We start from the raw sequence: 25,273 nt of genomic DNA, 5'->3' as shown, positions 1-25,273 counted from the left end.
AGTGCTGATAGGATCACAGGTTTTTAAAGAATTCAAGCGATTCCACAGCAGATATCACTTTTTCCAGGTAGGTATCATCGACTATCGGCCACTTGAAGCCAAGACGGTAGAGCGCGTTGATTGTAAAATAATTGTCGCTTTCTACCGGGACTATGTTGTCCTCCTTTTCTTCATAAGCCATCAGTGTCATTATCGACTCGCTGTAGGAATCATCTTCCAAAGCCTTCTGTACGATCTCTGCAAACTCCTTCTCCGTAACGATGTCAATTTTAAAACCATGCCTGTTCAAAGCGAAGATGATATCTCCTCTTGTCACCGTATGATTGTTGTTGACATTGAAAATGCTGAATTTACTGTTTACACCGGCAAGGGCCAGCATCGCAGAAGCCGTTGCATCTATAGGTGAAAACTCAGCAGTATCTGCAAGAGCAGTAACCGGGCACGCGCCAAGGCGGTTAAAAGCCGCAAGCGATCTCATAAAGGCATTTGTTAAGAGGTTGATCTGGAATTCACCGTCAGAGTATCTTCCCATAAGGTTTCCTGCTCTTAAAATGACAGCATCAAGCCCCCTCTCCACCCTGGCCTCAAGGATGGCGCGCTCCGCCAGGAATTTGGTACGGATGTAATCATTGTCAACACGCTGCCCTAAATAGAGATCACTCTCGTACAGCCTGTTTTTCTGCCCGGCCCTTGTGCTGCCACCGACTGACAGGGTAGATACCTGGACAAGCCTCATGTGATTCTTCAGACAAACCTCTATCAGGTTTTCAACTCCATGGAAATTAATCCTATCCAGTACATCGTCAGTTACAAAGTGCTTAACATTGGCGGCACAGTTTATGATCACGTCAGCCTTTACCGAATCAATCGCCAAAAGAGATTTCGTGTCGGTAATATCTCCTTCCAGACAAAAGATCCGGTTACCAAACAGTTCTTCATAAGTGTTGCCGAAATAATACATTAGCAGGGATTTCAGATGGTTCTCCAACGTATCCCAGCTGACTTTTCGCATCAGGCAGGTAATCCTTCCTTCAGATTTCTCCAAAAACTGTTGCAGTATATGTATGCCGAGGAATCCCGTGGCACCCGTAAGAACTACATCACCTAAAGGTTCTCTTGAAATATCATCGATACAGCCCATAGCATTAGCAGCTATTAAACTGTTAATCCTGCTGTAGTCATATCCGGATACTTCATCCGTCTTTTTATTTATGTTCGTGCCCTCAATCACGGCTGCCAGCTTTCTCGGGGTCGGATGATTGAAGATATCATCGTATACGATATCATAACCTTTTCCCATTGCGTAGGTGAGCAAATTGGCCGCCAATATGGAGCTTCCGCCTGACTCAAAGAAATCATCCTCAGCTCCGACTCTGCTGATGCCCAGTATCTTTGCGAACTCCTCACAGAGTTCTCTTTCAAGCGGAGTTGCCGGTAACGTATACTCCTTTCCTTCATTCCGGATCTCAGGAACAGGGAGCATCTTTTTATTTACCTTCTGGTTCTGTGTTAAAGGTATCGCATCAATCTGTACAAAAGCTGAAGGAACCATATACTCCGGTTTTCTGTTTTTTATGAATTCCGAGAGATCGTCCTCATCTATCTCCTGATCGGCCACATAATAGGCAGCTATGTATTTTCCGCCGGAAGGGCTGTCAAAGGCCTGTACAGTGGCATCCTTTATCCCCTCGTACAGCCGGATCACGCTTTCCACTTCACTGAGCTCAATTCTGAATCCGCGTATTTTCACCTGCCCGTCATTGCGCCCGATGAAATCTATCGAACCATCCGGGAGCCTGCGCACAATGTCTCCTGTGCGGTAAACACGGTCATAGCCCGGCGCATCACAGAAGGGATTGGATATAAACGCTTTTTCCGTCAGTTCAGTTTTATTGAAGTAACCTTTTCCTACCCCGTATCCCGCTATCCACAGTTCACCGGGAACGCCGACCGGAAGCTCGTATCCGTCCTTCCCAACCACATAGATCTTGTAATTGTACAGAGGCTTCCCAATCGGTACACGGAAAGTATTTTCTTCCACAGGAAAGATCGAAGTAAATATGGTGCATTCGGTAGGACCGTAACCGTTGTAGAATCTGTAACTTCCTTCCGGGGCAAAAGGAACAAGCTTTTCGCCGCCACCCATAAGGTACTTCACTTTTGTCTCCGTCATGGTTGTCGCGAACATCCTCGCCATCTGAGTTGTCAAAAAGGCGTGTGTCACCTGGTTCTTATCAAAATAGGAGTCCAGTTCTGGCAGATTCAGCCTCATATCCTCTGGGACGATACAGACGGAAGCTCCCGTTGTCAGCGCGGGATACATATCCATCATGCACGCGTCAAATCCAAAGCTCGCATATGCGGAAACAGCAGAATCCTCGGTAAGCTCGAAATAGTCCCTGTACCACTGGCAGAAGTTCACCAGATTTCCATGTGTCAGCATCACACCCTTCGGGACGCCCGTGGTGCCGGAGGTATAAAGAAGAATGAATAAAGCATCCGGCCCTGGCTGGATCTCCACGGGTTTTCTGTCAGGAAGTCCCCCAATCTCGTGGATCATCAGAACTTCACCTTTATAATCCGGGAGCCTGTCCTTTAACATCTCATCCTCTATCAGGGCCTTTGCTTTGGAGTCCTCTACCATGATTTTCAGTCGCTCTGTGGGATAAGCAGGATCCAGAGGCTGATACGCCGCTCCTGTCTTCAATACACCAAGCGCAGTAATGGCCATGTATTCACTTCTTGGAATAAGAATGGCGACTATATCTCCTGCTCCTATACCCCTTTCCATGAGATGCGCTGCCACGCGGTCGGTCAATTCGTCAAGCTCCCGGTAACTAAGGGTCTTTTCCTTAAAAATCGCGGCTCGCCTGTGCGGATACCTGTTGGCTGCTCTCCTGAATAGGGTCACAATATCCGTAGTCTCCACAGCTTTTTCTGTGCTGTTAAAGGCATCCAGTTCTTGCTTTTCTTCCGGGGTGACAAGGGATATTTCGCTTATTTTTCTGTCCGCCAGAAGCTGTTCCAATATCCTTACAGTTAATCCAAGAAGCGCCCTTACGCTCCACTCCTCGTAATACCGTGAATCATACTCGCAAAAGATCTCAAAACCATCCTCTTTTTCCAGGACATTGATCGTCAGAGGTGCTTTCAGGGCATTCAAGTCAAGCATGATACTTTCAGCCTTCTTCCCTCCAATCATCGGTTCGGAACCGATTCTTCCCTGATAGACAAAGATGATACCGGCCTTCAGCTGAAAAGCTTTTGAAATCTCGGCAAAGGAGAAAATGTCATTTGACATACTATCTGACAGCTGCAGACTCATTCGTCTGGCAAATTCCATGCCGTTCTCATTTTTCTGCGCATGACAGACCACAGGAAGCGTATGGACAAACATACCAACACTGTCACTCAGGCGGGTATCGTTTCTTCCGTTATATACGGTAGTGTACACACAGTCTTCCCTGTATAAAAACCTTGCAAGCGCAAGGCCGAAGGCAGCATTCCACAATCCGTTCAGCGTCACGCTTCCATCTTTTACGACGGCAGACAGCCTGTCCCAATCAAAGGGGGCAACGATGGTAAGCTGCCCTGTCTTAGTCTTTCCCAGATCCCTGTCATATATAGGCAGGCAGTCCGTATCGATTCCTTCCAGCAGCCCTTCATAATATTCCTTTGCATGATCATAATGAGAGCTGTGGCGAAGCTCATCCTCCACAAGGGCAGCTTCAAAGCCAGTGAATCTCTCTTTCGTAAGGGTCTCCCCGGCATATGCACGGTTTAAGTCCCTCATAAAGATATCCATGGATTCACCATCTATCACAATATGCTGTCCATCGAGGAAAAGATAATGATCCTCCCCGTCATGTATGATCATAGTCCGGAACAGACAGTCACCTGTCAGATTAAAGGGTCTTACCAGTCCTTCAAATCCATGCTCCACAGTATCAAGATTCACCTCGGATACCTGCTGTTTATCATCATCTCTACGCCATGCAGCGATACGGCCTTCATCACCTAAGGAAAGTCTCATCTTCAGGTATGGATGGGCATCCACAGTTTCAGAAATGGCCTGTTTTAACCTGAATATATCTACCTCCTCATCCAGTTTTAGTAAGACAGGCGTATTGTATATCGTCGTATTGAAGTTTGCCATGCACTCCACATAGATTCCCTGCTGAACAGTAGTAATGGGATAGCTTTGCTGCTGCTCAAAGCGCTCCTCTTCTGTGTCAGTGTTTAGATACTCCGCGATCTTTCTTATGGTTCCAAACTCTTTTATATAGGAAATCTTAAAGTCTTTCTCAAATTTCGTTGCTATCATAGCGCTGAGTCGCATAGCCGCAAGGGAAGTCAGACCTTCTTTACGAAAATCTGCGGTAACCCCAATCTCTCTGCCTGCAAGAACCTCCTTCACCAGATCACTGACCATCTGCTCTGTCTCATTTTCCGGAGGAACTATAAGTTCATCGGAAGTGGCCGGGATTTTCTGCAGCGCCTTTCGATCTATTTTACCATTTGGCGTCATCGGCATCTCATCCAGCTGCTTATATGCACCCGGAACCATATATTCGGCCAGGCTTTCGGCAAGGAAGCCGCGCAGAGCCTCCTGATCGATCTGTCCGTCACCGGTATAGTAGAGTACCAGATGGTCATCACATACCAGGGCTGCCACCTGAGCGATTCCTTTATAATGACTGGCTGCTGCTTCGATCTCACCCGGTTCGATGCGGAAGCCACGCAGCTTCACCTGGGTATCGATTCGTCCGAGGAATTCCAGATCACCCTCCTCGTTATACCTTACCAGATCACCGGTACGGTACATTTTCATTTCCACTCCATCAACAAATGTACATGGTACGAATTTTTCTTCAGTAAGCTCTTTTTTCTTCCAGTAGCCCTCTGCCACCTGAGGTCCGGCAAGGCACAGCTCTCCCTCCATTCCCTGCGGCATCAGCTTTCCGTATGCATCGCAGATGAAGGACCAGGTGTTGGGTACTGGCCGGCCAATGGGAATATCCGTATCCTTATTTTGATCCACCACATGAAGTGAGGAGCATACGGTAAATTCCGTCGGTCCATAACCGTTAACAAGTCTGATTCCCGTCTTTGCGCAGGGCAGCATCTTCTCCCCGCCCATCATTATGTACCGAAGCGCCAGGTCAGGATACTGGTTCACCATGGCCATCCCGATCTGGGTAGACATGGTAAGGCCATTGATATGATGCTCACGGATGTACTCCGCCATCCCTGTCATGTCCTTACGCAGCTCATCGGAGAAAATATGCACCTCTCCTCCGGCAAAGAGCGGACAGATCAGATCATCCAGCGAGGCATCAAAGGAAAAGCTTGGATGCAGGGCATGGATGCTGTCTTGTCCGATATGAAGCACATGCTGCCTCCATGTGGCAAATGCGCAAAGTGAGCGGTGACTCTGCACCACGCCCTTTGGTCTTCCCGTAGATCCCGATGTATAGATCATGTACGCCCTGTGCGCAGGCGTCGCACGGTTTATCGATTCCACATCCTTATATTTTGCAATGATGTCTGCTAGCAATTCTTCTGTCAGGACAACCTTTGCTTCAGAATCCTCCAGCATATAGTCAATCCTGTCCTTTGGATATTCCGGATCCACAGGTACATAAGCTGCTCCGGCTTTCTGTATACCGATGATGGCCGGGACAAATTCCTTCACATGACCCATCTTCACGGCAACAAAATGGTTCTCATCCATTCCCATCGCAATCAGGTACGAAGCGACAGCATCAGAGACTTTATCCAGTTCTGAATAAGTATAGCTTCCTCTGTTGTCTATGACAGCTTTCTTATCCGGTTTTTCCATGACATGCAGACGGAAATGGTCAAGCCAGGTCTTCCCTGCATCATAGGGCAAAGTCTCACCCCGGGAAAGCTCTATCACCTTTTCCTGCTCTTCTGTGTCCAAATGCCGGAATGTGCGGATCTCTTCCTCCGCCTTTGTGGATATCTCCTCCACATAGGTTTTGAATAAAGCAAGTACCCTGTCAATCTCCTTTTTCCTGTAAAGGCCGGTATCAAATTTTATGTGCAGAACCAGCTTTCCGTCTTCCAGATATGCGAAAGGAGATATCTCGGAAAAGTTCTCTTCCCGGAGGTATACTGGCTTCAGAAGATTATCCGAAACTGTTTCCTTTGCGCCACTATTGTAATTCTCAAAAGCAAAAACCGTCTGGAGCAGGTCATTTCCCAGATATGACTGCTTCTGTATTTCCGAAAGCGCGCAGTAATCATAAGCATTGCTCTTTGCGGCCTGCTCCTGCAGCTCCTTGAGGGCTGCTGCAGCGGTGGTATTCTGATCAATTCTGATTCTGACGGGTACGGAATTGATAAAGAGTCCGACCACATCCTCAGTCTTTACCCTGGTGTTGTCACGTCCCGAAACAACTCTGGCAAATACGACGTCATTCTGCCGGCTGCAGGTGGCTAGTACCATGCCCCAGGCCAGCTCCACGCCGGTATTGATGGTTGCCCCCGCCTCGCGGCAGGCCTGTTCAAAGTCGGACGTCACCTTCTGGCTTATTGCGATAAAAGCATCATCCTCTTTGCTTCTCTTGTCTTCCGGCACTTTGCCGTAAGACGGAACAGCGGCCCTGGTTTCATAACCGTCCAGAAGCTCTCTCCAGTAATCCAGACCGGCATGCATATCCTTTTTCAGAATCTCGCGTACCGCGGCTTCGTATCTTCCGGCTTCCTGCGTTTCGGCTTCAATGCTTTCGGTACTCTTCAGTTCTTCCCTGAGATACCGTACAAAGCTGCCCATATAAAGGCCTGTACACCAACCGTCAACTATAATGTGATGAACCGCTGTGATCAGATAGGAGCGACCTTCATACGCTTTCACGCAGGTCACGCTGAATAAAGGCTTTCTCTGGAGATCAAAGCCATTCTGCAATATGTCTTCCCTTATCTTCATGACAGCATCTATTTCATCAGCTTCTTTTGAGCCGGCTTCTCCCGCATAGGCATCTGTGGAAAGATTGATCATCCGTAGTCCTAGTTTTCTGTCAACAATGGCCTGTCTGGGTATTGTGACCCCATCGTGAATAATGGCTGTACGCAGGACTTCATGCTTCCTGCCAAGCCTGTCAAGAGCCCTTCTAAGCATCTCTTCCGAAAGGTTCCCATTCACTTCAAAAATATCTACCAGCCGGTACGCATGTGATTCAGGCTCGGACACATGCTTGAGCAGCATGCCCTCCTGCATGGGAAGCAGAGGATAGATTCTCTCCAATGTTTCTCCACGGGAAGCAAAGTCTACCATCACGGCTTCAAATTCATCTTCGCTCCATTGTGTTTCACCAAGATCTGTTGCCGTCACCACCGTAGCTATGTCAGAAGACAAGTATTTCGTGATTTCTTTGATCTGAGACAATATTCTCTCTGCGAACATGCGTGCCTCATCTTCTCCATAAAATGCCTTATTGAAGTCCATAAACAGGTTAAAGCACCCGCCCTGAACATAGCAGTTTATGGCGATATCCGGGCCATATGCGTTCAGCGGGCTGATATCATCTCCCACAGGAATATCCGTATCCGTAAAGAAACGTGCTCCGTCAGTTTCTTCCAGGCCCATATCTCCAAGATAGTTAAAGCCGATCTGGGCAGTAAGGTTTTTATCCAGCCCCTCATTCTGATCGGTGGATGAACCGATATTGTCAGACTTTCCACTATCTATGAAGCGCAGCACATTATAACCAAAGCCCTTGTTCGGAACTCTGTGAAGAGCTTCTTTGGATATTAAACAGTCATGGCGAAGGTCTTTATTAAAGCCTTCCACTATAACCGGATATTCTGATGTAAACCAGCCTACCGTCCTGTCTGTAGAGAGTCTTTCACCAATTTCCTCTCTTCCGTGTCCTTCAAGCTGCACGGAGATTCTGTTATTTCCCGTCACATCATGAAAACTCCTGCAGACAGCCGTGAGCAGGGCATCATTGATATCTGTATTCAGCTTCCCAAAGTCCGCATGAAGGAAGCTGTAAGTGTTCTGTGCGTCTAAGGTCAAGGCTAACCGTCCAAAGCTCCGTTTATAATCCTTTCCGTCAGCCGTTCCAAGATAAATGAGTTTCTTCTGCACGTCCTTCCAGTAAGGTATCTCCAGGCTCAGGATGTAGCTGTCACGGAAGCGCAAAAGTGCCTTTGCATAATCATTGTAGGTATTGGTTTTGTGAGGAAGGCGTATCTCCTCCCCCTGCAGTACCTGTCCGTAAGCAGTTTCCAAATCTGAAAGGATGATCCTCCAGGATACGCCGTCGATCACGAGGTGATGGATCGCGATATACAGATAGTCATGAGAAATTCCATGGATAAGGGCTATCCTCGTAAGGGCCTTGTCCATATTGATCTGCGTCTGTATCATTTTGCAGATTTCGGTCACAGCCTCTGTATTTTCCTCGACACTCTTGCTGTTATCAGACCGGACAGTATATTCTTCTATCTCTATAGTCGCATCTGCGCTTCGGACGAACAGTGTCTCATCCTTAAACACCGCCCTCAGCATGTCATGTTGGTAAACCAGCGCATCCCACGCCTTCTGAAGATTGTCTCTCCCGGCGCGATCGGACATCTCAAGGAGCCTTGTCTGGTTGTAATGACCGGGACAGGGCAGCTTCATATCCTTGAAAAAGGCCACGATGGCACTGTCAGGAACGGTTCCTTCATAAGGTTCCTGGCTGATTGCGGCGGTTCCGTCGCTCTCAGCGCAGCAGGCGATTCCTCTGACCGTTTTCTGCTTCATGATATCCGCCACAGAAACCTGGCACCCCATTTCCCGGAGAAGACTTACCAGGCGTATCGCCCTGATGGAATCTCCTCCCAGATCAAAGAAACTGTCAAATGCCCCCGGAGCCTGGTCCATTCCAAGCACCTGCTTCATTGCCTCAGCAATAGAGCACTCCGTTTCTCCCTGAGGTTCCACATACTCACCCGTCCGGAAAACCGATGGTTCGGGAAGGGCTTTTCTGTCTATCTTACCGTTTGGTGTCAGCGGCATCTCATCAAGCTGCATGAAAACAGAAGGCAACATGTAATCCGCGAGACTGCCTGCAAGGTAATCCCTCAAGGCATCCTCATCCACACCCTGACTGCCGGCACTCTCTTTACAGGAATAATAAAGTATCAGCTGGTCCTTCTTCACCTCTGCAGCCGCAAGCGCAATTCCTTCGAATCCGGCCGCAGTACTTTCAATCTCTCCGAGCTCAATCCTGAAGCCCCTGAGTTTCACCTGGGTATCCATGCGTCCCAGGTATTCCAGGTCTCCTTCCTCGTTGTATCTGGCCAAGTCTCCCGTATGATAGATCCTGACTTTATCTCCCCCAAAGTCCGCCAGGGTAAACTTCTCCTGCGTAAGCTTTGGCTGATTCCGGTATCCAAGAGCCATCTGGGGGCCGGCAAGGCACAGCTCACCCGTAAATCCCCTCGGAAGCAGCTCTCCGTTTGGATCCATAATATATGCAAAACAGTTATGAACAGGACGTCCAATGGGTATCGTCCTGTAATCCCTTGTCTTATCGATTTCGTAATAGGTGGCATCTACCGTAAACTCCGTAGGGCCATAAGCATTGTAGACCGGTCCTCTCGCCTTCGGCACAGTGGTCATCGCCTCTCCGCCAACACAGAAGTAATCCATATCGAGAGGCTCATCTGCTGCAAGCAGCTGGCCGAACTGGGTGGAACAGGAACCTCCATTTACGCTGAATTTTTTCATGAATGCCCGCATTTCCACAGGATCCCGCCTTGCGCTCTCCGGTACGATGCATACTGTTCCTCCCACACTAAGCGGAGGGAAAAGGTCCTCCACTGCCGCATCGAAAGCAAAATTCGAGTGAAGGGCGATGCGGCTCTTTTCACTAAGTCCCCACCTGTTACGGATAAACTGCACAAAATTATGAAGCGCCTTATGCTGTATCATGACGCCCTTTGGTTTCCCGGTAGATCCGGAGGTATAGATTATATAGGCCAGATGCTCCGGGCTAATGTCCACCCTGTATGTCAGCTCCTGTCCATCTCCTTCAGCCGCAGCCATCTTATCCTGTTCAGGGGATAGTATGTCCGCAACTGTATCTTCTGTAAGTAAAAGCTTTGCCCCGGAATCTGAAAGCATATAGTCTACTCTCTCCTGCGGATAATCCAGATCTATGGGCATATAGGCTGCCCCTGCTTTGTGGATTCCTATCACCGCTGCGGCAAACTCCTTCACACGGTCCATCCTTACGGCTACGAAGCTGTTTTCCTCTACTCCATTTTCATGGAGAAAAGCCGCAATCCGGTCAGATGCTCTGTTCAGTTCATCGTAGGTATAACTTCCCTTACTGTCCGATACCGCCGTCTTTTCCGGTATTTTATTGACACTTGCAAAGAAGAGATCAAGCCAGGTCTGCCCGGCATCATAGCGAAGTTCTTCTCCCTTTGAAAGTGTGAGAATCTCTTTGCGCTCCTCATCAGAAATAAGGCTGATATCCAAAAGCTTATTCTTTACCATCATGTCCTTCAGTACCTGGTTCATGCATCCGGCAAACCGTGCTATATACTCTTCGCTGTATCGGTCCGCATGATACTGTACCTGAAAGACAAGCTTATCCTCCTCCGGGAAGAGCTGCACGGAAAGCGCATCTCCCGTTGCGATGAAGGGCAGTTTTTCACGCTTTAGCCCTAAAGTGCTCCCCTTTGGAAGAGAAAGCATATCCGCCTGCCAGACAAACTGCACATCGCTGGTGATGCCTGTATCTGCAGAGAGTTCCGCGAAGGAATAGAGGTCGTTGGCCATAGAGCCAAGCATCTGCTCCTTAAGAGCAGAGAGGTACTCCGCAACAGACAGATCCCCGCCCCTGTGGCAAAGCACTGGCAGGGTCGTAACAAACATCGATACTGTTCTGTGGCAGCGAGGATCACGTCGGCCGTTATATACTGTAGTAAACAGTACATCCTTCTTAAGAGTGTATGCTGACAGGAGATAACCGAAAGCAGCCGTAGTGAGCACATTTTCAGTCGTCATATGCTTCTCGCAGAAATCCTTTAATTCTCCGTAGGAAATATCCAATGTAAATGACTGGTCCCCATATGTCATCCCGCTTCCCTTCCGATCGCCCTCAGGAAGCGATATGGGATCAGCATCACCAAACTGCTTTAAGTTCCACTCCTTTGCATTATTCCATGCTTCCATGTTCTGTCTGGCGCTCTGTTCGGCCATGGCCGCATCATAGGCAGTCCAGCTCTCCGGAGAGATGTCTTCCCCGTTCAGAGCTTTTTCCAGATCTGCGGCCAGAATCTGCATGGAGGTTCCGTCAAAGACAAGGTGATGAAAATCCATAAAGAGATACTGCACCTCTTCCGTCCCGATCAGCCTGATGCGGAACAGGCGCTCGTTCTTTATATCAAAGGGCTGCACCAGAGATTTCTTTATCTTCTCGAATTCCTCTCCGGTCATCTGTTCACGGATGCATATCTCCTGCTCCGAGAAAGCGCTCTGATACTGCATGGCTGGCATGCCATGCTCATCTGATACGATCCCGGCAAAGAGCCCCGGATGAGCCCGCACCATCTTTTCGACCGCAGCTGTCATAAGCTCCGGATCCGTATCACATGGCAGGCTGAAAAGCAATGGATTATTATAGACAGCTTCCCCTTCCCTCCTTTCGCATTCAAGGAAAATTCCGAGCTGGGACTGGGTCAGTGGACAAGGACCTGCCAGATTCTTACTATCCCCTTCCGCCTCTTTTTCCAAAGACAGCTCATCCAGATAGTATTTCACTGTTTTCTTCGGAGTTCTCCCACGGAAAATCTGATTGATGCTAAGCCCGGGAAGGTCGCATGTACCCACGACCTCAATGGAAGTAATGGAATTACCTCCCAAAGCATAGAAATCATCCTCAGCTCCAAAGCGCTCTCTTCCAAGCGCACGGGCCATGGCATCACACACGGCACGCTCCATGTCATTTGCCGGTGCGACATACTCCGCCGATTCAGCTAAAGGCTTAGGCAGAAGACGACGGCTGACCTTTCCGGTAGCCGTACGAGGCAGATCATCCAGGTGTACAAAGCGTGACGGTATCATGTAGTAGGGCAGGACACTTTCAAGCTTCTCCCTGAGTTCTTCAGTATCGAGCTCCACCGGATCCGCATAATAGCAGCAGATAAAGGTATCAATGCCTTCTCCGAAGCCTGCTGCAACCACTCGCTCTAAGCCTGACACACGTTTTACCGCTGCCTCGACCTCCGCAGGCTCCACACGGTTGCCGTTTATCTTAATCATGTCATCTATGCGCCCGATGATCTCATACTGGCCATCCGGCAGCATACGGGCCATATCCCTGGTATGGAATTCTCCATTCACGAAGGCCACGGCAGTATCCTCCGGCCGGTTTATGTATCCGCGAACAAACGGATTCTCGACACAGAGCTCTCCCTCTTTACCTTCCGGCACTGGATTTCCTTCCTCATCCCGCAACGTAATCTTCAGGTTTGTCAAAGGTTTTCCTACCGGTGCGATCTCGTTAGGCTTGTCCAGATGTCCCATAGTGATACAAAACGCAGTCTCACTCATAGCATAAGCGTTTATTATGCTTAATCCGGGATCCTCGGACCAAATACCATTTGCCGGTTCAGACCCCACAAAAATCCTTTTTAAATTTGGTATTTTTCGCATGAGATGCAAGATAGACGGGGCACAGAAAAGAGCATTAACCTTATTTTCCACGAAAACCTTTAATAAAGCCGGCGGATTCTTGGTAATGCTGAAGGGAACGACACTGAGTCTGCCGCCAACATCCATTAGGCATATATAGCAAATGACCACAGCAACGAAATAAAGAGGTGCGATCAGCGCAAAGTTTTCAACAATTTTCATCAGGCTCTCGCCGTTTTCATACATGCTCTGTGCAATCATGTCAAGGTTCCCGTACTCATGGAGTACGCCTTTTGGATTACCTGTGGTTCCGGAGGTATAAACGGCAAAGGCGGCATCATGATCATCCACATCGGCAAAGCCCGGAAGTGATTCACACTGAAGGATTTCCTCCCAGACCCTGCTATCAAGTACCAGTTTGCACCCGCTGTCCTTACGGATAAATGCAATACGCTCCGTCGGATATTCCTGCTCCAGCAGAACAAAAGCGGCCCCTGCCTTCCACACGCCAAGCATGGCAATAAAAGGCTCCACTCCTCTGGGAAGTATGATATTCACGAAATCTTCCCGTCCTATTCCATGGTCCTTCAGATAACGGTAAACTTTTCCTGAGAGCAGATCCAGTTCACGGTAGGTGATATTCTTTCCATCTCCCATTGATGAAAGAATTATCTTCTCAGGAGTGTTCAAGACTTGACTTTGAATCCTTTTGAAAAACTCGTTCATTTACTGTTCCTCCTTGAAAGCACCTTTCTGATGCCAGGCTCATCGGAAGTCGTAGAAGCGCTATTTTGCGTCTCCTTCCATTTCATTATTACCATATTCTGCCCGAATGAATAGCTGTAAGAAGCATCACTCATAAACTCTTTCATGATCTTTAAGCCCGCCTTTGCGTCCTCATTGGCCACATGGACCGGATCAAATGGTATGCCATCGTCTTTAACAAAGAGGGTAATCCCATCACTGTCACTGATCAGGCTGATATCCATATATGCGTTTTCCGGTCTTCCGCTATGCTCAACATAATTGAGCAAAAGTTCTTCTATACAGTGGGAAATGTCCATTTCCTTTTCATATGTGGTCTTACCGGAAAGAAAATCACCTGCCTTATTCACTGCATCCCCAACCCACTTCCTGTCACAGGGTACTGAAACATCAAATCTCATGGTGTCATCAAGCGGCTTCGGTATCAGATGAATCCACCCCACATTTCCTCCTGCCATTATCCTCGCGGGTATGGAGCATAGTAGTACAAATCCGATAGAAAGGCCGCTTCCGATTGGAAATGCCACCCAGATATTACCAATCAGGTATTTTGCCAGAAGAAAGCCAATGCCAAGACTAAAAAGCATGGATAATGCAGACAGGGTGGAGATAACAGAATGGTCATTTATCTGGTACATGATCATCAGGGGAAGTACTACACTCAATGAAAAATTAAGGCTGGCGATAAGAGGAAGTCCCTGACGAGTCAGGCTGATCACCGAGGGATCCGTAGCCCCAAAAAGAGCAGCAAGAGCACCTGAAACGAATAACACGACAAGGACACTCAGCGTCGCAAATCCACAGGATATGACAAGACCTCTTTTCAGCAGCCGCCGGAGACCATCGTAATCACTTTGAGCTGCAAGCATACCTCCTATCCCCAGAAAAGCTCCCTGTACTCCTCCTGATATCATCTGTCCGAATGATATCATGGCATAGCCAATGGACATGACAAAAACTCCAGCCGCCCCATGAACAGACTGAACAAAATAATTACAAATAAATATTATCAATGTGAGGGCAGTATTTCCGAAAAAGGATGGAATCCCCATCACTACATTTCTTCCTATCATGCCGGCAAAGCCCGCAAAATGCGCTCTTATTCCAAGAGCCTTTCTTTCCCGGAAAAGGAAAACAAACAGCACTGCCACTCCGATCAGTGAACCTGTCAGAGTTGCGAAAGCCGCTCCGGAAATATCCAGTGAGAAAACCTTTACGTACAATATGTCACAGATTAAATTTACGATTACGGTGGAAATAGTGGCAAAAGAAACAAGTCTTGGATAACCTATGGTCTCAATTAGTATTGACATGCCGTTAAACAGAAACAGCAAAAAAGAACCTGCCATAATGACAAACAGATATTTGTAAGTATTATCGTATAATGTCATGTCCTGGCAGAGCAGGGAACTGATCCCCGGCGATAGCACTACGGAAAGAAGGGATATTATAAGACCGAAAGCCAGGCAGGAGGAAATAGAAACGGTCATGGAGCTACTCGCCTCATCGAAGTTCCTGCTACCCAGTGCTTTCGCCGTTATGATTGCAGCCCCGGCAGAAAGTAGAAACGTTATGGCGGAAATGAGTCCCAAAACCGGCACTACATTCTGTATCGCAGCTACAGCCTGCGGGCCAATCAGTTGTCCCATAAGGATACTGTCAACCACACCATTAATATTCATGACAGCCATTGTAGCTATGGATGCGGTAAGAAATTTTCTCAGACTTCTGTTGATCAGGTAACTGTTCCGACTCTCCATTTCTTCATCCCTGCTTTTATTAATATGAATTCACAATAACATTTCAAAAATTAAACTTTATTATCATTATAATCCTGCACCAGCCAACTCTCAATCAAAACCAGATGACAGAGTGCACAGATTCCATTTGGCGAAATTTAACCCAAATACCATCACTTATAAAATCATATTGATGAAGTTTTCAATATGCAAGGCTTAATAAGCTGCAGAAGCTCTTCTACTGCGCTTCTGCTTTGACGCACTCATTTACCCAGTCGATGAAGTTAGTTGTCGAGTCACCGCTAAGCCTCATTTCTTATAATTCTTAAATACCTAATTAATCATATTATCTAACTATAAAAAAAAGAAAGACTGCATACACAGCCTTCCTTAAGCTCATATTTTCCGTCCGCCAAAAGTACATATTTTTTGCTTCAATTTTAGTCGACCAGTTTCCTTTTAAACAGCACTCAAACCCGCATGGTTAAGCGGTTGTCTTAGTGAGTAAGACGACGGTTTCGACGGTCATTTTGTTGTGCAACCGAATATAATAATTATCTTCATAATATTTGCTAATGCTATTTGCGAGATTTAACACCAAGCATTTTTTTTACTTCTTTATCAAAATCGGATTCTATCGGCTGAGTCTTATCGAAAATTCCATACTCACCATATGCCTTGTCCAACGCTTCCTTATGAGAAATCCTGCCGTTGTCTTTCAAAATCTTATACTGGCGGAATTCCAAAAATGCATTTACGCTCTTCTCGAACTCCTCCATCGTAAAAACATTTTCACGTTCGATCAGATCTTCAATATAATCAAAATAACCCGTAACTGGTAGAGTCCGGTCTCTTTTTACTATTTCTGCTCTTCACTATAAAATATGCTAATTTATAGCAAAATGACGGTAAAGAACCAACCAAGCGGTTTAAGGGGCTGTGATTTTTCAAATATTTGCAAAATCAAAAATGGCTATTTTAGAAGCTTTTCAATTACAAAACTTGAGAATTTTGAAAGATTTGTTTTTAACTCTGAGTATTTATAAATTTCTAAAGAAAATCTCGTGAAATTTTGGTTTTTTAAAATGAAAAAATCAGAATAAAAAAATAGGAGGAAGATGGGGAGATTGGCCCCTCGGCCATAATAATCCGTCAACAGTATAAAATTAAGGAAATAAAGGTCAAGTGCTGGTTGTTATCTCGTTATTGTTATGAGTGTAAATATTAGTCCCGGGTAAATAAAAAGGAGGACAGGTTTTATAGCCTATCCTCCGGAATCTTTCATATAATGCGGTCTTTTGATGCATAAATTAGCTGTGGTTATCGATGTAGTAGTCTACTCCATTTACTCTCAGAATGTACTGGCTCTCGTCGAGTTCCTGACCTGTGATCCACTTACAGGTACTGTATGTGTCATAGTCGGTGTCTCCTGAAACATCTCTCATAGGCATTGCGATGTAATCGCCATCGAGGGTATAAAGCTGTAGAACTGCATCTGGTGTTACGAAAGGTACGTAAACCCATTCGTTAGAGAGGAGGTTGCTGTCCCAATATCTGTAACATGCAACAACATCGTTATCCTCAATCCAAAAACGGTCTGTGTATTCGATTACTGTTTCATCATATTCATCAAGACCCTCGTGATCAGAGTTTACACTGTTTCCTGTAAGGACTGCTGTAGAAAAGGACTCGTCCTGCTTCTGCTTAAGACCGATTTCGTATTCGCTAAGAGATGCCTTCTTTGACTCAAGGTCTTTCTTAAGTCTATCAAGGTCAACATTCAGACTTCTGATTTTTCCCTTTGCCTGCTTGAGCAGAGTCTGATAAAAGTCCTTATCATAACTCCAACCATTGTCTTCCTGCTCTTTGATGTAGTCCTCGATTTCTTTGAGTTCTGCCTCTGCTGCAGCGATTTTTTCCTCATGCTCTGCTATCTGCTCTGGATACCAATTCTCGATGTCATTTATCAGGTCATTGTAACCTGCTACAAGCTGAGCTGCCTCTGCTTCTGCGGCATTATAATGCTCTGAATAAGCAAATGTTGAAAATGCAAATGTCATTGCACAAGCGCATCCGATTAAAGTTGTTAGTTTTCTCATATTGCTCTTTTCCTCACCTATTCTATCTCTATAAAAAACTTTCACATAAAATTGTACTTTTTATGTTCCTTAGGCATTATAACACATACTTCTAAAGATTTAGAGTACCAGGTTCAATAAACTTTTTCTTTGGCTCAGTTTTTCATAGCAGACTTTACACTATCAAAAAAGGCACTCGCATCACTGCAAGTGCCTCATTATTGCAATAAGTGTTCAAGCATTAAAAAGTTCTTATCTCCCTAGCTATCGAAAATGGTATTATTTCTCCAGGATTTGTTCCTTGATATGCCTTTTCCTCATGCATGTAATCTACGATTTCTTGTGCCTTAAAATTCTTAAACTTCCTTATCACAGCATCCAAAATAGATTTATCCTTATCGCTTAATACACTATAATCCATGCCCTTACTCGGATAAATATGAAGCATGGAATCATAGTTGATGCTTACTTCCTCACGAACATTCAGGTTTTCAAGATTCATGAGGCTATAATGCCCAATCGGAAGTGCACCCATTTCATTATGGCGATAAACCAATCCGGTAATTGCAACTCCATTCTCTTTATAAGATAAGGCATCAGCGTACCAAAGCATTTTCATCAACTTAACCTTGAAAAGATTTGATACCTTCTCAGCTATATAGGAAATAGCGGCTTCAAGCTTATCTATATCCAACAAAACAAATCCATTTGAATCAGAGGGCTCTTCAAAACTTGCATACTCACCTTCAAATGCTTGTCGTGTCAGGTATTCTTTTCCATATGAATCTAACTTCTCCACGATTTTTGATCTTACTTCAAGTCTTTTAAGACCAGGAAATTTATCCGCATTTTTCTTCAAAAATTCTAAAGCTTGCAGCGGATTATCTTTTATCAAACGCAGCATAGTATCATATGCCTCATCTTGAATCGCCTTACTCTCATAACGAGAAATTGTAGCTTCTCCCCATCCAAGTAATCTTGCTAAGTCTACTTGAGACAATCCATAGCTTTCTCTTATTGCCACGATTTCATCAGAAGTAAGTAATCCATGTTTAACACGATATGCATTCCTAGCGTTGAGAAGATTTTCATTTGTCATAGAGCCAGTTTCAAATTCATTTTCCTCATCATCTGCATTTGCACAAAAATAAAACCTCTCTTCATAGGTTACCTTATCCCCTTTCAGAGTAATCGTTGCAAAGCGTTTTCTTTCTTCCACTTCATGTGTTTTGTCGCACAAAGGACAATCCATATGAACCTTTCTAATTAATGTGCTGGCCTCCATAGTTTGCCTCCTTTCCTTTCCGTTTACGCATATGGGAATTTCATAGGTTCCCTTGCGTAATGGAATGACACGCATAATATGCGTCGCTTCTGATCTCCATTAATCTTTAATTTCACATAAACAAGCTTTCTGTTAATGTCTTTTCCGAAAACAAACAATAATGGTGGATCTAAATCATCTTTGTCAATCTTTGTCTCGGAATACTCGGAAACTGTTAGCTCTTTAAGTCTCTCAACCACATCCCATGTATCATAGTCAAGATCCAATAGTGTATATGGTGTAGAGTGTTCTTCATCATTGGGCTTTTTCTTTTTTATCAGCGTAAGATCAGAATCTATATTAAAATCCTTTTTTCCCAGAAGCTCTTTCAATTCTTCCAAGAAAGCGATGACTTCTCTTTTTTTCGATTGCGTGCTAAGAAAAATGTCAATCACCTCCCTCAATATATACACTATCAATTGATAGTATACACATCAATTGATAGTTTGCCAAGAGTCCTTTTACAAGACGATTTAATCAAATCTCGATCTAAATTCACTGACTAAATTTATTTTCCGGGCGATGGCTCCATCGGCCATATCCGATAATCCGGCAATCAGATACAGTACAAAAAAATGTCGAATAAAACACTAGACAAAAAGACCTCCGGAAAATCCGAAGGTCTTCAAAATATATGGTAGTATGCTATCTCAGTTCAGTTAGTTATTAATTAAGATAATAAGGAACTGCGAATGTCTGTGAAGGATCAAGATTGAATGCAACCATATAAGTCAGCTGACTGGATATATTTAAGCCTGCTGCATCAGCACCATAAAGTGCAGAGATCATTGACACTAAAGTATCCATAAGACTAGACATATCCACCTGCATGAATGTCAGATCACCATTAGCATTAAAATGTAACTCATAAGGCATGTTATAAAGATAATCATAGGTTGTATCACCAGTATTTTCAACGCTATTAAGTGCACTTGAACCGGCAAAGTCCTCTTTAGTTGTATAACCTCTTACAACAAACTCACCATTCTCAATAGTAACTGTCTCATTACCGTGATACTTAATAGGGAAGTAGTTTTCTCTTATGTTTGATGTCTGCATTACCTCAGAATTAGCAACAGTACCTGATGCAATTTCATAACGCTTATAGTTCACTCCATCATAAATGGTGTAAAACTCGCTGGCTTTTGTTTCAGTGACAGCACCATTTTCATACTCGATGGTATTCATTGTACTGTGAACATTTTCACCATTAACTATAGAATAACTCTCGGTTACGGAATTCATAGAATCAGTACCGGTACTCATATTCATATTAACAGTCTCTTTAACACCAAAATTCTGAGTTGCATTAAGCTTTGCAGCGAAACCGTTGATAAGTGCTGCTGCCTGAGAGTTATCAACTGCTGTTCCGGCTGTCTGATCTGTTGTTGTTCCGGCTGTCTGGCTCTGAGTATTGTAAGCATCAACACCCTGAATACCGGTTGCACCGGCGTAACTAACCATAGCACCAATGCTTACAAGTGCTGATGTTACTAAAACTAAACCTGCTTTCTTAATCTTCATTACTTAATTCTCCTTTTGTTAATATAAAAATTTTTATTATAAGTCCCGACTTTTTTTGGAGGCCCAGCTGACAATTTAAGGCTATTCTACACTTAATGCAGATAAATTACTATACTTTGGACAGATTCTGATATATATAGTTTTTTTTTTACAGGATATCCGGCTTTGGTTTTTTGAATTCTTCATCCGAATCAACATCCTGTTACTTAAGAATACTCAGATCGCTCATCTTTTTAAGATTATCTCCTGTTAGGATTTCGCTTGTTTCTTTTGTATGTAAGTATATTATCATTGGCATTAATAAATTAGATTTAAAACTGATAAAAATGCAGTATTTGCTGATGAATTGCAAAGAGTATAGATTTGTCAAGCGTATTACAATTGTTAATTACTTATAGTTGCCTCATTTTGAGCCGAAAATAAGATTGTAATATAAATAGCCTTATATATCACTATCAGGCTGCATTTTTTAGCAGGAGGAAGAAAGATATTATGATTAAAAAGAGATTGATGTCTTTAACCATTTGTTTCTTATTACTGTCAGGATCTGTTATCGGCTGTGGATCTTCCGGTACCGCAGATAAAGCTGAATCAAGCGCACCATCCAAAGTCGAAGCTGTTAAAGAAAAAGAATCCGAGGTTTCAACAACAGAAGCTGCTGAAACGACTGCAGAGGAAACAACTGTAGAAGAATCAACTGAAGAAGAAACAACTGCAAAATCTGAAGATGTAAGCATTGAAGAACAGGTAATATATGATGATAATGGAATTTTAGTTAAAGCTACGGGAATCGAAGATTCTACATTTGGAACTGATTTAACGCTTTATATTGAAAATAATTCCGATAAAGATATCACAATTCAGTCTCGTGATACTAATATAAACGGTTTTATGGTAGAAACTCTGATGTCGACTGATGTTGCGGCCGGGAAAAAATCAAATTCCAGTCTTACATTCGAATCAAATTCATTGAAAAAATGCGGCATTGATCAGATCGCTCATATTGAAACAAAGCTTTATATTATAGAGGCTGATACCTGGGCTGAAATAGACACTTCTGACGTTATAACTATAGATACATCTGTAGCAGAAGGTTTTGAACAGCCGGTTGATGACTCCGGAGATATACTTGTAGATGAAAATGGCATTAAGATAATCAATAAAGGCCTGTCAAAAGACAGCTCATTTTTGGGCCCGGAAATACTTTTATACATTGAAAACGACTTTGATTCTGATATCGTCGTTCAGGTTAGAGATGTTTCTGTTAATGGTTTTATGGTTGATGCGATGATGTCTGAAGAAGTTCTCATAGGAAGGAAGTCTTTCAGTGCGGTTACTTTCCTCAGCTCTGATTTAGAAAAGAATGGAATAAAGGACATCGAAGAAGTTGAATTATATTTTACTATAATTAACAATAACACTTACGAAACCATATATGATTCAGATATTTTTACTCTTAAATTCTAATCATTAGCTCAGCAAAAGGCGCTTGGTACATGTACCAAGCGCCTTTTGCACGATTATCTTCATTGTGAAGTAAATCTGATTATTAAAGGTTTTAAATCTTAATACGTCGAGGATTCTGAATAATACGGGTCTCCTCGATAAATTGCTGAAAATTCGTGGCCAGCGAAGTAAATAAGTCCATTCTCTATATAAATGTCTTCATTATCAAAATATTTAATACCACCATACTCTGGATCGGTTACAAATACGAGTTTATTTCCATTTAATTCATATGTACCGGCACTAGTAAATCCTCTTTTTCCACCAAAGAACATGGCACCATAGGTATTGTCATTATTTAAAGTAACTTCAAATTCAACATCATGTTCGGCATCTTCGATATAATGATCATAATATGTTCCTACAATACCATCATGTGGTTTAAATGAATCGGTTTTAGCATAGTAGCTATCTCCATCTTCTTCACCACTGAAAACAATTGTGTTTGTAGATGGGTTAATTGTAAATATTGACATATAACCATCCATAATAGTATTTGTAACATATCCAAATTCAGAACCACTAACTCTGGAATATATCTCTGACGTAGGTCTACTTACGAAACCGCCGGTACTATCGTCACGAATATCACTAATTTTAGTTACCTTAATATGGTTATTATCTATATATTCAATTATTACTGAATTATATTCAAAATTGAAAGGGCGTGTCCATTTACCGGAATCATTTATGTTATATTGGTATGTATATATACCTGAAATAGACGCATCTATAGGTGTATATTGGGTTACTGAGCCTGACATTTCATTGGTTTCTTCACCCATATACCATGCACCATTCGAGTTGATTTTTCTGTTATCGATGGTTGTATCTGTAAGCATATTTCCATTTTCATCAAAACGATACCATTTTCCATAGCCGTCATTATCATCATCAATACAATACCAACTAGAGGTTACAAAAGAACCATCATTATTTAAATACTTCCATGAACCGTTAACAGACTGCCATCCGGTGACAGATTTATCATCGGCATCGTAGAAATGACTTTCCTCGCTATCGGATATGATGACATTCGTATATGCCTGTTCAAGTGCATCCGACAAGTTTACTGCCTCCGGAAGTACTTCAACGGCTTCCTGCAAGATACTTATCTCTTTATCTTTTTCGCCATTTTTTTCATATGTACTGGCGAGAAGGATATATAGATTCTCATTTTTAGGATCTATTTCGATCATCTTCTGCAATGTCAGGATCGCTTCGTCATAATTCTCTTCCGCTATATATTTATTGGCTGACTTAAGCATTCGCCTGATGCGCTGTGCCGGAAGATTGAAATATATCAGTATCCCGACAAGAGCTGCCAGAAGTAAAACTGTCACTATAGAAATGATTAAAACTAAATTTGATTTCTTTTCCATAAGTACTCCGGATCATTCTTTATAGTATGTGCAATTCAAATGTATATTGGCATACTATCAATTGCAACGATAAATTTGATTAAAATCTGACGTAAAGCATTATTAGCTGATGGATTGTAACGAACTTCAATTTGTAATGATACCTTAAATGATAAACATAAAGATTTAATTCTTGGTTTTCAAATTGAATGGGTAGAATAGCCTGATTGAGGATTGACAAGATTAATTTAATGAATTTATAGAATGTAGGGTGTTTTATTGTAACAGTTCAGCCGGCAATGGTTCGCGAAGACCGTGGTCGGCTCTTTTCCCCACCATCCGGAGTTATTGGAACCACTGATTGACCTTAAAACTCAGTATTCAGAATCTAAGTCAATGTAACCAGCCATTCAGGATGACCCAAATGCTGATTACCTGAAATTAAGTCAATGTAACCAGCCATTCAGGATGACCCAAATGCTGATTACCTGAAATTAAGTCAATGTAACCAGCCATTCAGGATGACCCAAATGCTGATTACCGGAATATGGGTCAATGTAATGCCTTGTTCACTGCGAAAATATGGCATCCCGGCTGAACTGTTACGTTTTATTCATCTTCTATCTCTTCACGAAAATGGTCCCCGGAACATATGTTCCGGGGACCATTAAACTTTATTACTATGAGTAAATTTTTTTCTGTTTTGATTCCATTAACCAATCTTAATTTAAATATCTAATTCTTTGGAATTCATCAAGTAATTCATTGGTTTATCGTCTACTCTTTCTTCTTAAAGAGTTCCATGATCGCGAGACCCACAGCTCCTCCGATCACGACCACGATGACTATGGAAATAATGAATGACATGATTCCAAATACTATAAGACCAATTCCTAACCACCTGAATATCTTGAGGAAGGTTCCGTCTGATTTGGAAATATCCTCAGAATAAAACTCCATAGGATCGTCAGGATCTACGCAGATCGTGTAGCTGTTCCCTACTTTGAAAGTGTTTTTAAAGGTACTGCTATAGGAATTTGCATTAGATGAGTAGGTAGTACCTTTGTAGTCATATTCAAAAACAGGTGTTACTGCGGATGAACTCGAGCTTCCATTATCTGAGCTTTCAGATCTTGCAAAACCGATCACTGTTGCCTGAACCTCTGCTGTGCAGCGTTCTTTTAATGAGGCATTTTGTTTGGCTATAAATGATGATGAAAAGATAAAGGCTATTCCGATTATCACCATGAGTATGGAGCCTAAAAGACCACCAAAAGGACCGCCAATACTTCGGGTTCCTGCGTTAACTCTCATGACAAATCCCCATTCCCATTATCCAAGGATGTATCCCGATTATTATCAAGATTTTCATCTTGCTTATTATCATGCTTATCTTCATGCTTAGCATTCTGATCATCATTGAGGTGTGCCTCGGCATACTCCTCAAAGGCGGCATGCCAATGCTTGTAAGCTGCGTTTGTCTGGTGAATACCTTTATCGCTGCAATATTGTTTTGCGAGATTTCCCTCACTGTCATAGAGCCGTGACGCTACATCAAGATATCCCCAACCGTTTTCTGCGGCCAATGCTGCCATCTTTGCATTAAATGCACGGATGGTGTCATTGTTAAATTCCTCTTTGGCATAAACATAAATAGGTGTTGTACTTACAATAGTAATCTTTATACCGGGAATTTCCTGCTGTATCTTTGCAAGATACTGAAGATACTTAGCCACAGTGCCGTCCACACCACCCCAAAGGTCGTTCAGTCCAAAGAAAGTATAAATGTGTTTTGCTCCCATAAGCTTTAAGGAATCCCAGGCGTACATCTGCTGTCCCTGATATATGGGATGTTTGGATTTGCCGGAAATCGCCATAAAGGCGTTATGAACCGAGTAACTTACTCTGGTGAGGAACTTAAGATTCTGGAATATGGGTAATGCAGAATTTCTTACAGCATAACGGGAAAAGTCCTCTGCTACAGAATCTCCTATAACAACAGAATCCTTATAAAAATCTCCTATTCTTTGAGCACGAAGAGCCTCTTCCTGAAGCCTTTCCTGTTCCGCAAGCCATGCTCTGTTTTGCTGCTCCCGAAGGATTTCTTCCTCTGACAATGTTTCTTCTGCTTTCGGTACATTTTCTGTTTGTGTCACACCGGTTGTATAGGTATCCGTGCTTTCAGTCGCAGGGACTGTCGGAAATGTTTCCGATGTAGTTTCAGAAATCCCCTGCGTATCTGCATATGTAGAAAATACAGGTGTTAATGATAATGCTGTGATCAGCAATATCGCGGTAATAGTTCTTTTTTTCAT

12 protein-coding genes are annotated in these 25,273 nt (G+C 43.6%); 1 reads left to right on the top strand and 11 read right to left on the bottom strand.

All coding sequences use genetic code 11. The features are described from left to right. Positions 1-13: 13 nt before the first annotated feature. The 8 genes from BLV86_RS12515 to BLV86_RS12485 form a co-directional block, all read right to left on the bottom strand. Entirely contained in the window at positions 14-13,387 is a 13,374-nt protein-coding gene (locus BLV86_RS12515) for a non-ribosomal peptide synthetase (RefSeq protein WP_090817947.1), read from the bottom strand. Beyond that, positions 13,384-15,186 carry an MATE family efflux transporter gene (locus BLV86_RS12510; RefSeq protein WP_090817944.1) on the bottom strand — a complete coding sequence of 601 codons (1,803 nt, stop codon included), beginning with the start codon at positions 15,184-15,186 and terminating at the stop codon, positions 13,384-13,386. Before BLV86_RS12510 ends, BLV86_RS12515 begins: the two co-directional genes overlap by 4 nt. Positions 15,187-15,743: 557 nt before the next feature. Next, entirely contained in the window at positions 15,744-16,028 is a 285-nt protein-coding gene (rhuM, locus tag BLV86_RS12505) for a RhuM family protein (protein WP_090817941.1), read from the bottom strand. Between the two features lie 447 nt (positions 16,029-16,475). After that, complete coding sequence (locus tag BLV86_RS12500; RefSeq protein WP_090817938.1) at positions 16,476-17,264, bottom strand: hypothetical protein; 789 nt, start codon at positions 17,262-17,264, stop codon at positions 16,476-16,478. A 220-nt stretch (positions 17,265-17,484) separates the two neighbouring features. After that, positions 17,485-18,528: a type II TA system antitoxin MqsA family protein gene (locus BLV86_RS12495; RefSeq protein ID WP_090817936.1), complete on the bottom strand. Its 1,044-nt coding sequence runs from the start codon at positions 18,526-18,528 to the stop codon at positions 17,485-17,487. Between the two features lie 23 nt (positions 18,529-18,551). Further along, a complete protein-coding gene (locus BLV86_RS12490; protein WP_090817934.1) occupies positions 18,552-18,908 on the bottom strand; it encodes a hypothetical protein in 357 nt (118 codons plus the stop codon). A gap of 132 nt (positions 18,909-19,040) precedes the next feature. Next, positions 19,041-19,127, bottom strand: coding sequence for a CDP-alcohol phosphatidyltransferase family protein (locus tag BLV86_RS18795; protein WP_278308790.1), 87 nt, complete (start codon positions 19,125-19,127; stop codon positions 19,041-19,043). A 106-nt stretch (positions 19,128-19,233) separates the two neighbouring features. Beyond that, positions 19,234-20,091, bottom strand: a complete 858-nt coding sequence (locus BLV86_RS12485; protein ID WP_090817931.1) for a hypothetical protein — start codon at positions 20,089-20,091, stop codon at positions 19,234-19,236. Positions 20,092-20,583: 492 nt separating this feature from the next. Between BLV86_RS12485 and BLV86_RS12480 the strand changes: the two genes are divergently transcribed. Then, positions 20,584-21,558 (top strand): hypothetical protein, encoded by a 975-nt coding sequence (locus tag BLV86_RS12480; RefSeq protein WP_090817929.1) that lies wholly within the window; start codon positions 20,584-20,586, stop codon positions 21,556-21,558. A 98-nt stretch (positions 21,559-21,656) separates the two neighbouring features. Here BLV86_RS12480 and BLV86_RS12475 read toward each other — a convergent pair whose 3' ends face one another. The 3 genes from BLV86_RS12475 to BLV86_RS12465 form a co-directional block, all read right to left on the bottom strand. Further along, positions 21,657-22,979, bottom strand: coding sequence for a tetratricopeptide repeat protein (locus tag BLV86_RS12475; protein ID WP_090817926.1), 1,323 nt, complete (start codon positions 22,977-22,979; stop codon positions 21,657-21,659). 756 nt (positions 22,980-23,735) lie between these two features. After that, the gene (locus tag BLV86_RS12470; RefSeq protein WP_090817923.1) at positions 23,736-24,272 is read right to left on the bottom strand and encodes a DUF3592 domain-containing protein; all 537 of its coding nucleotides are present in this window, start codon (positions 24,270-24,272) and stop codon (positions 23,736-23,738) included. Further along, positions 24,269-25,273, bottom strand: a complete 1,005-nt coding sequence (locus BLV86_RS12465) for an SGNH/GDSL hydrolase family protein (RefSeq protein WP_090817920.1) — start codon at positions 25,271-25,273, stop codon at positions 24,269-24,271. The genes BLV86_RS12470 and BLV86_RS12465 overlap by 4 nt, the downstream gene beginning before the upstream one ends.

The sequence above is a fragment of the Oribacterium sp. KHPX15 genome, from assembly GCF_900107835.1.
In the GTDB taxonomy this organism is placed as follows: Bacteria; Bacillota; Clostridia; order Lachnospirales; family Lachnospiraceae; genus Oribacterium.
This window is presented reverse-complemented; position numbering and strand designations above follow the sequence as displayed.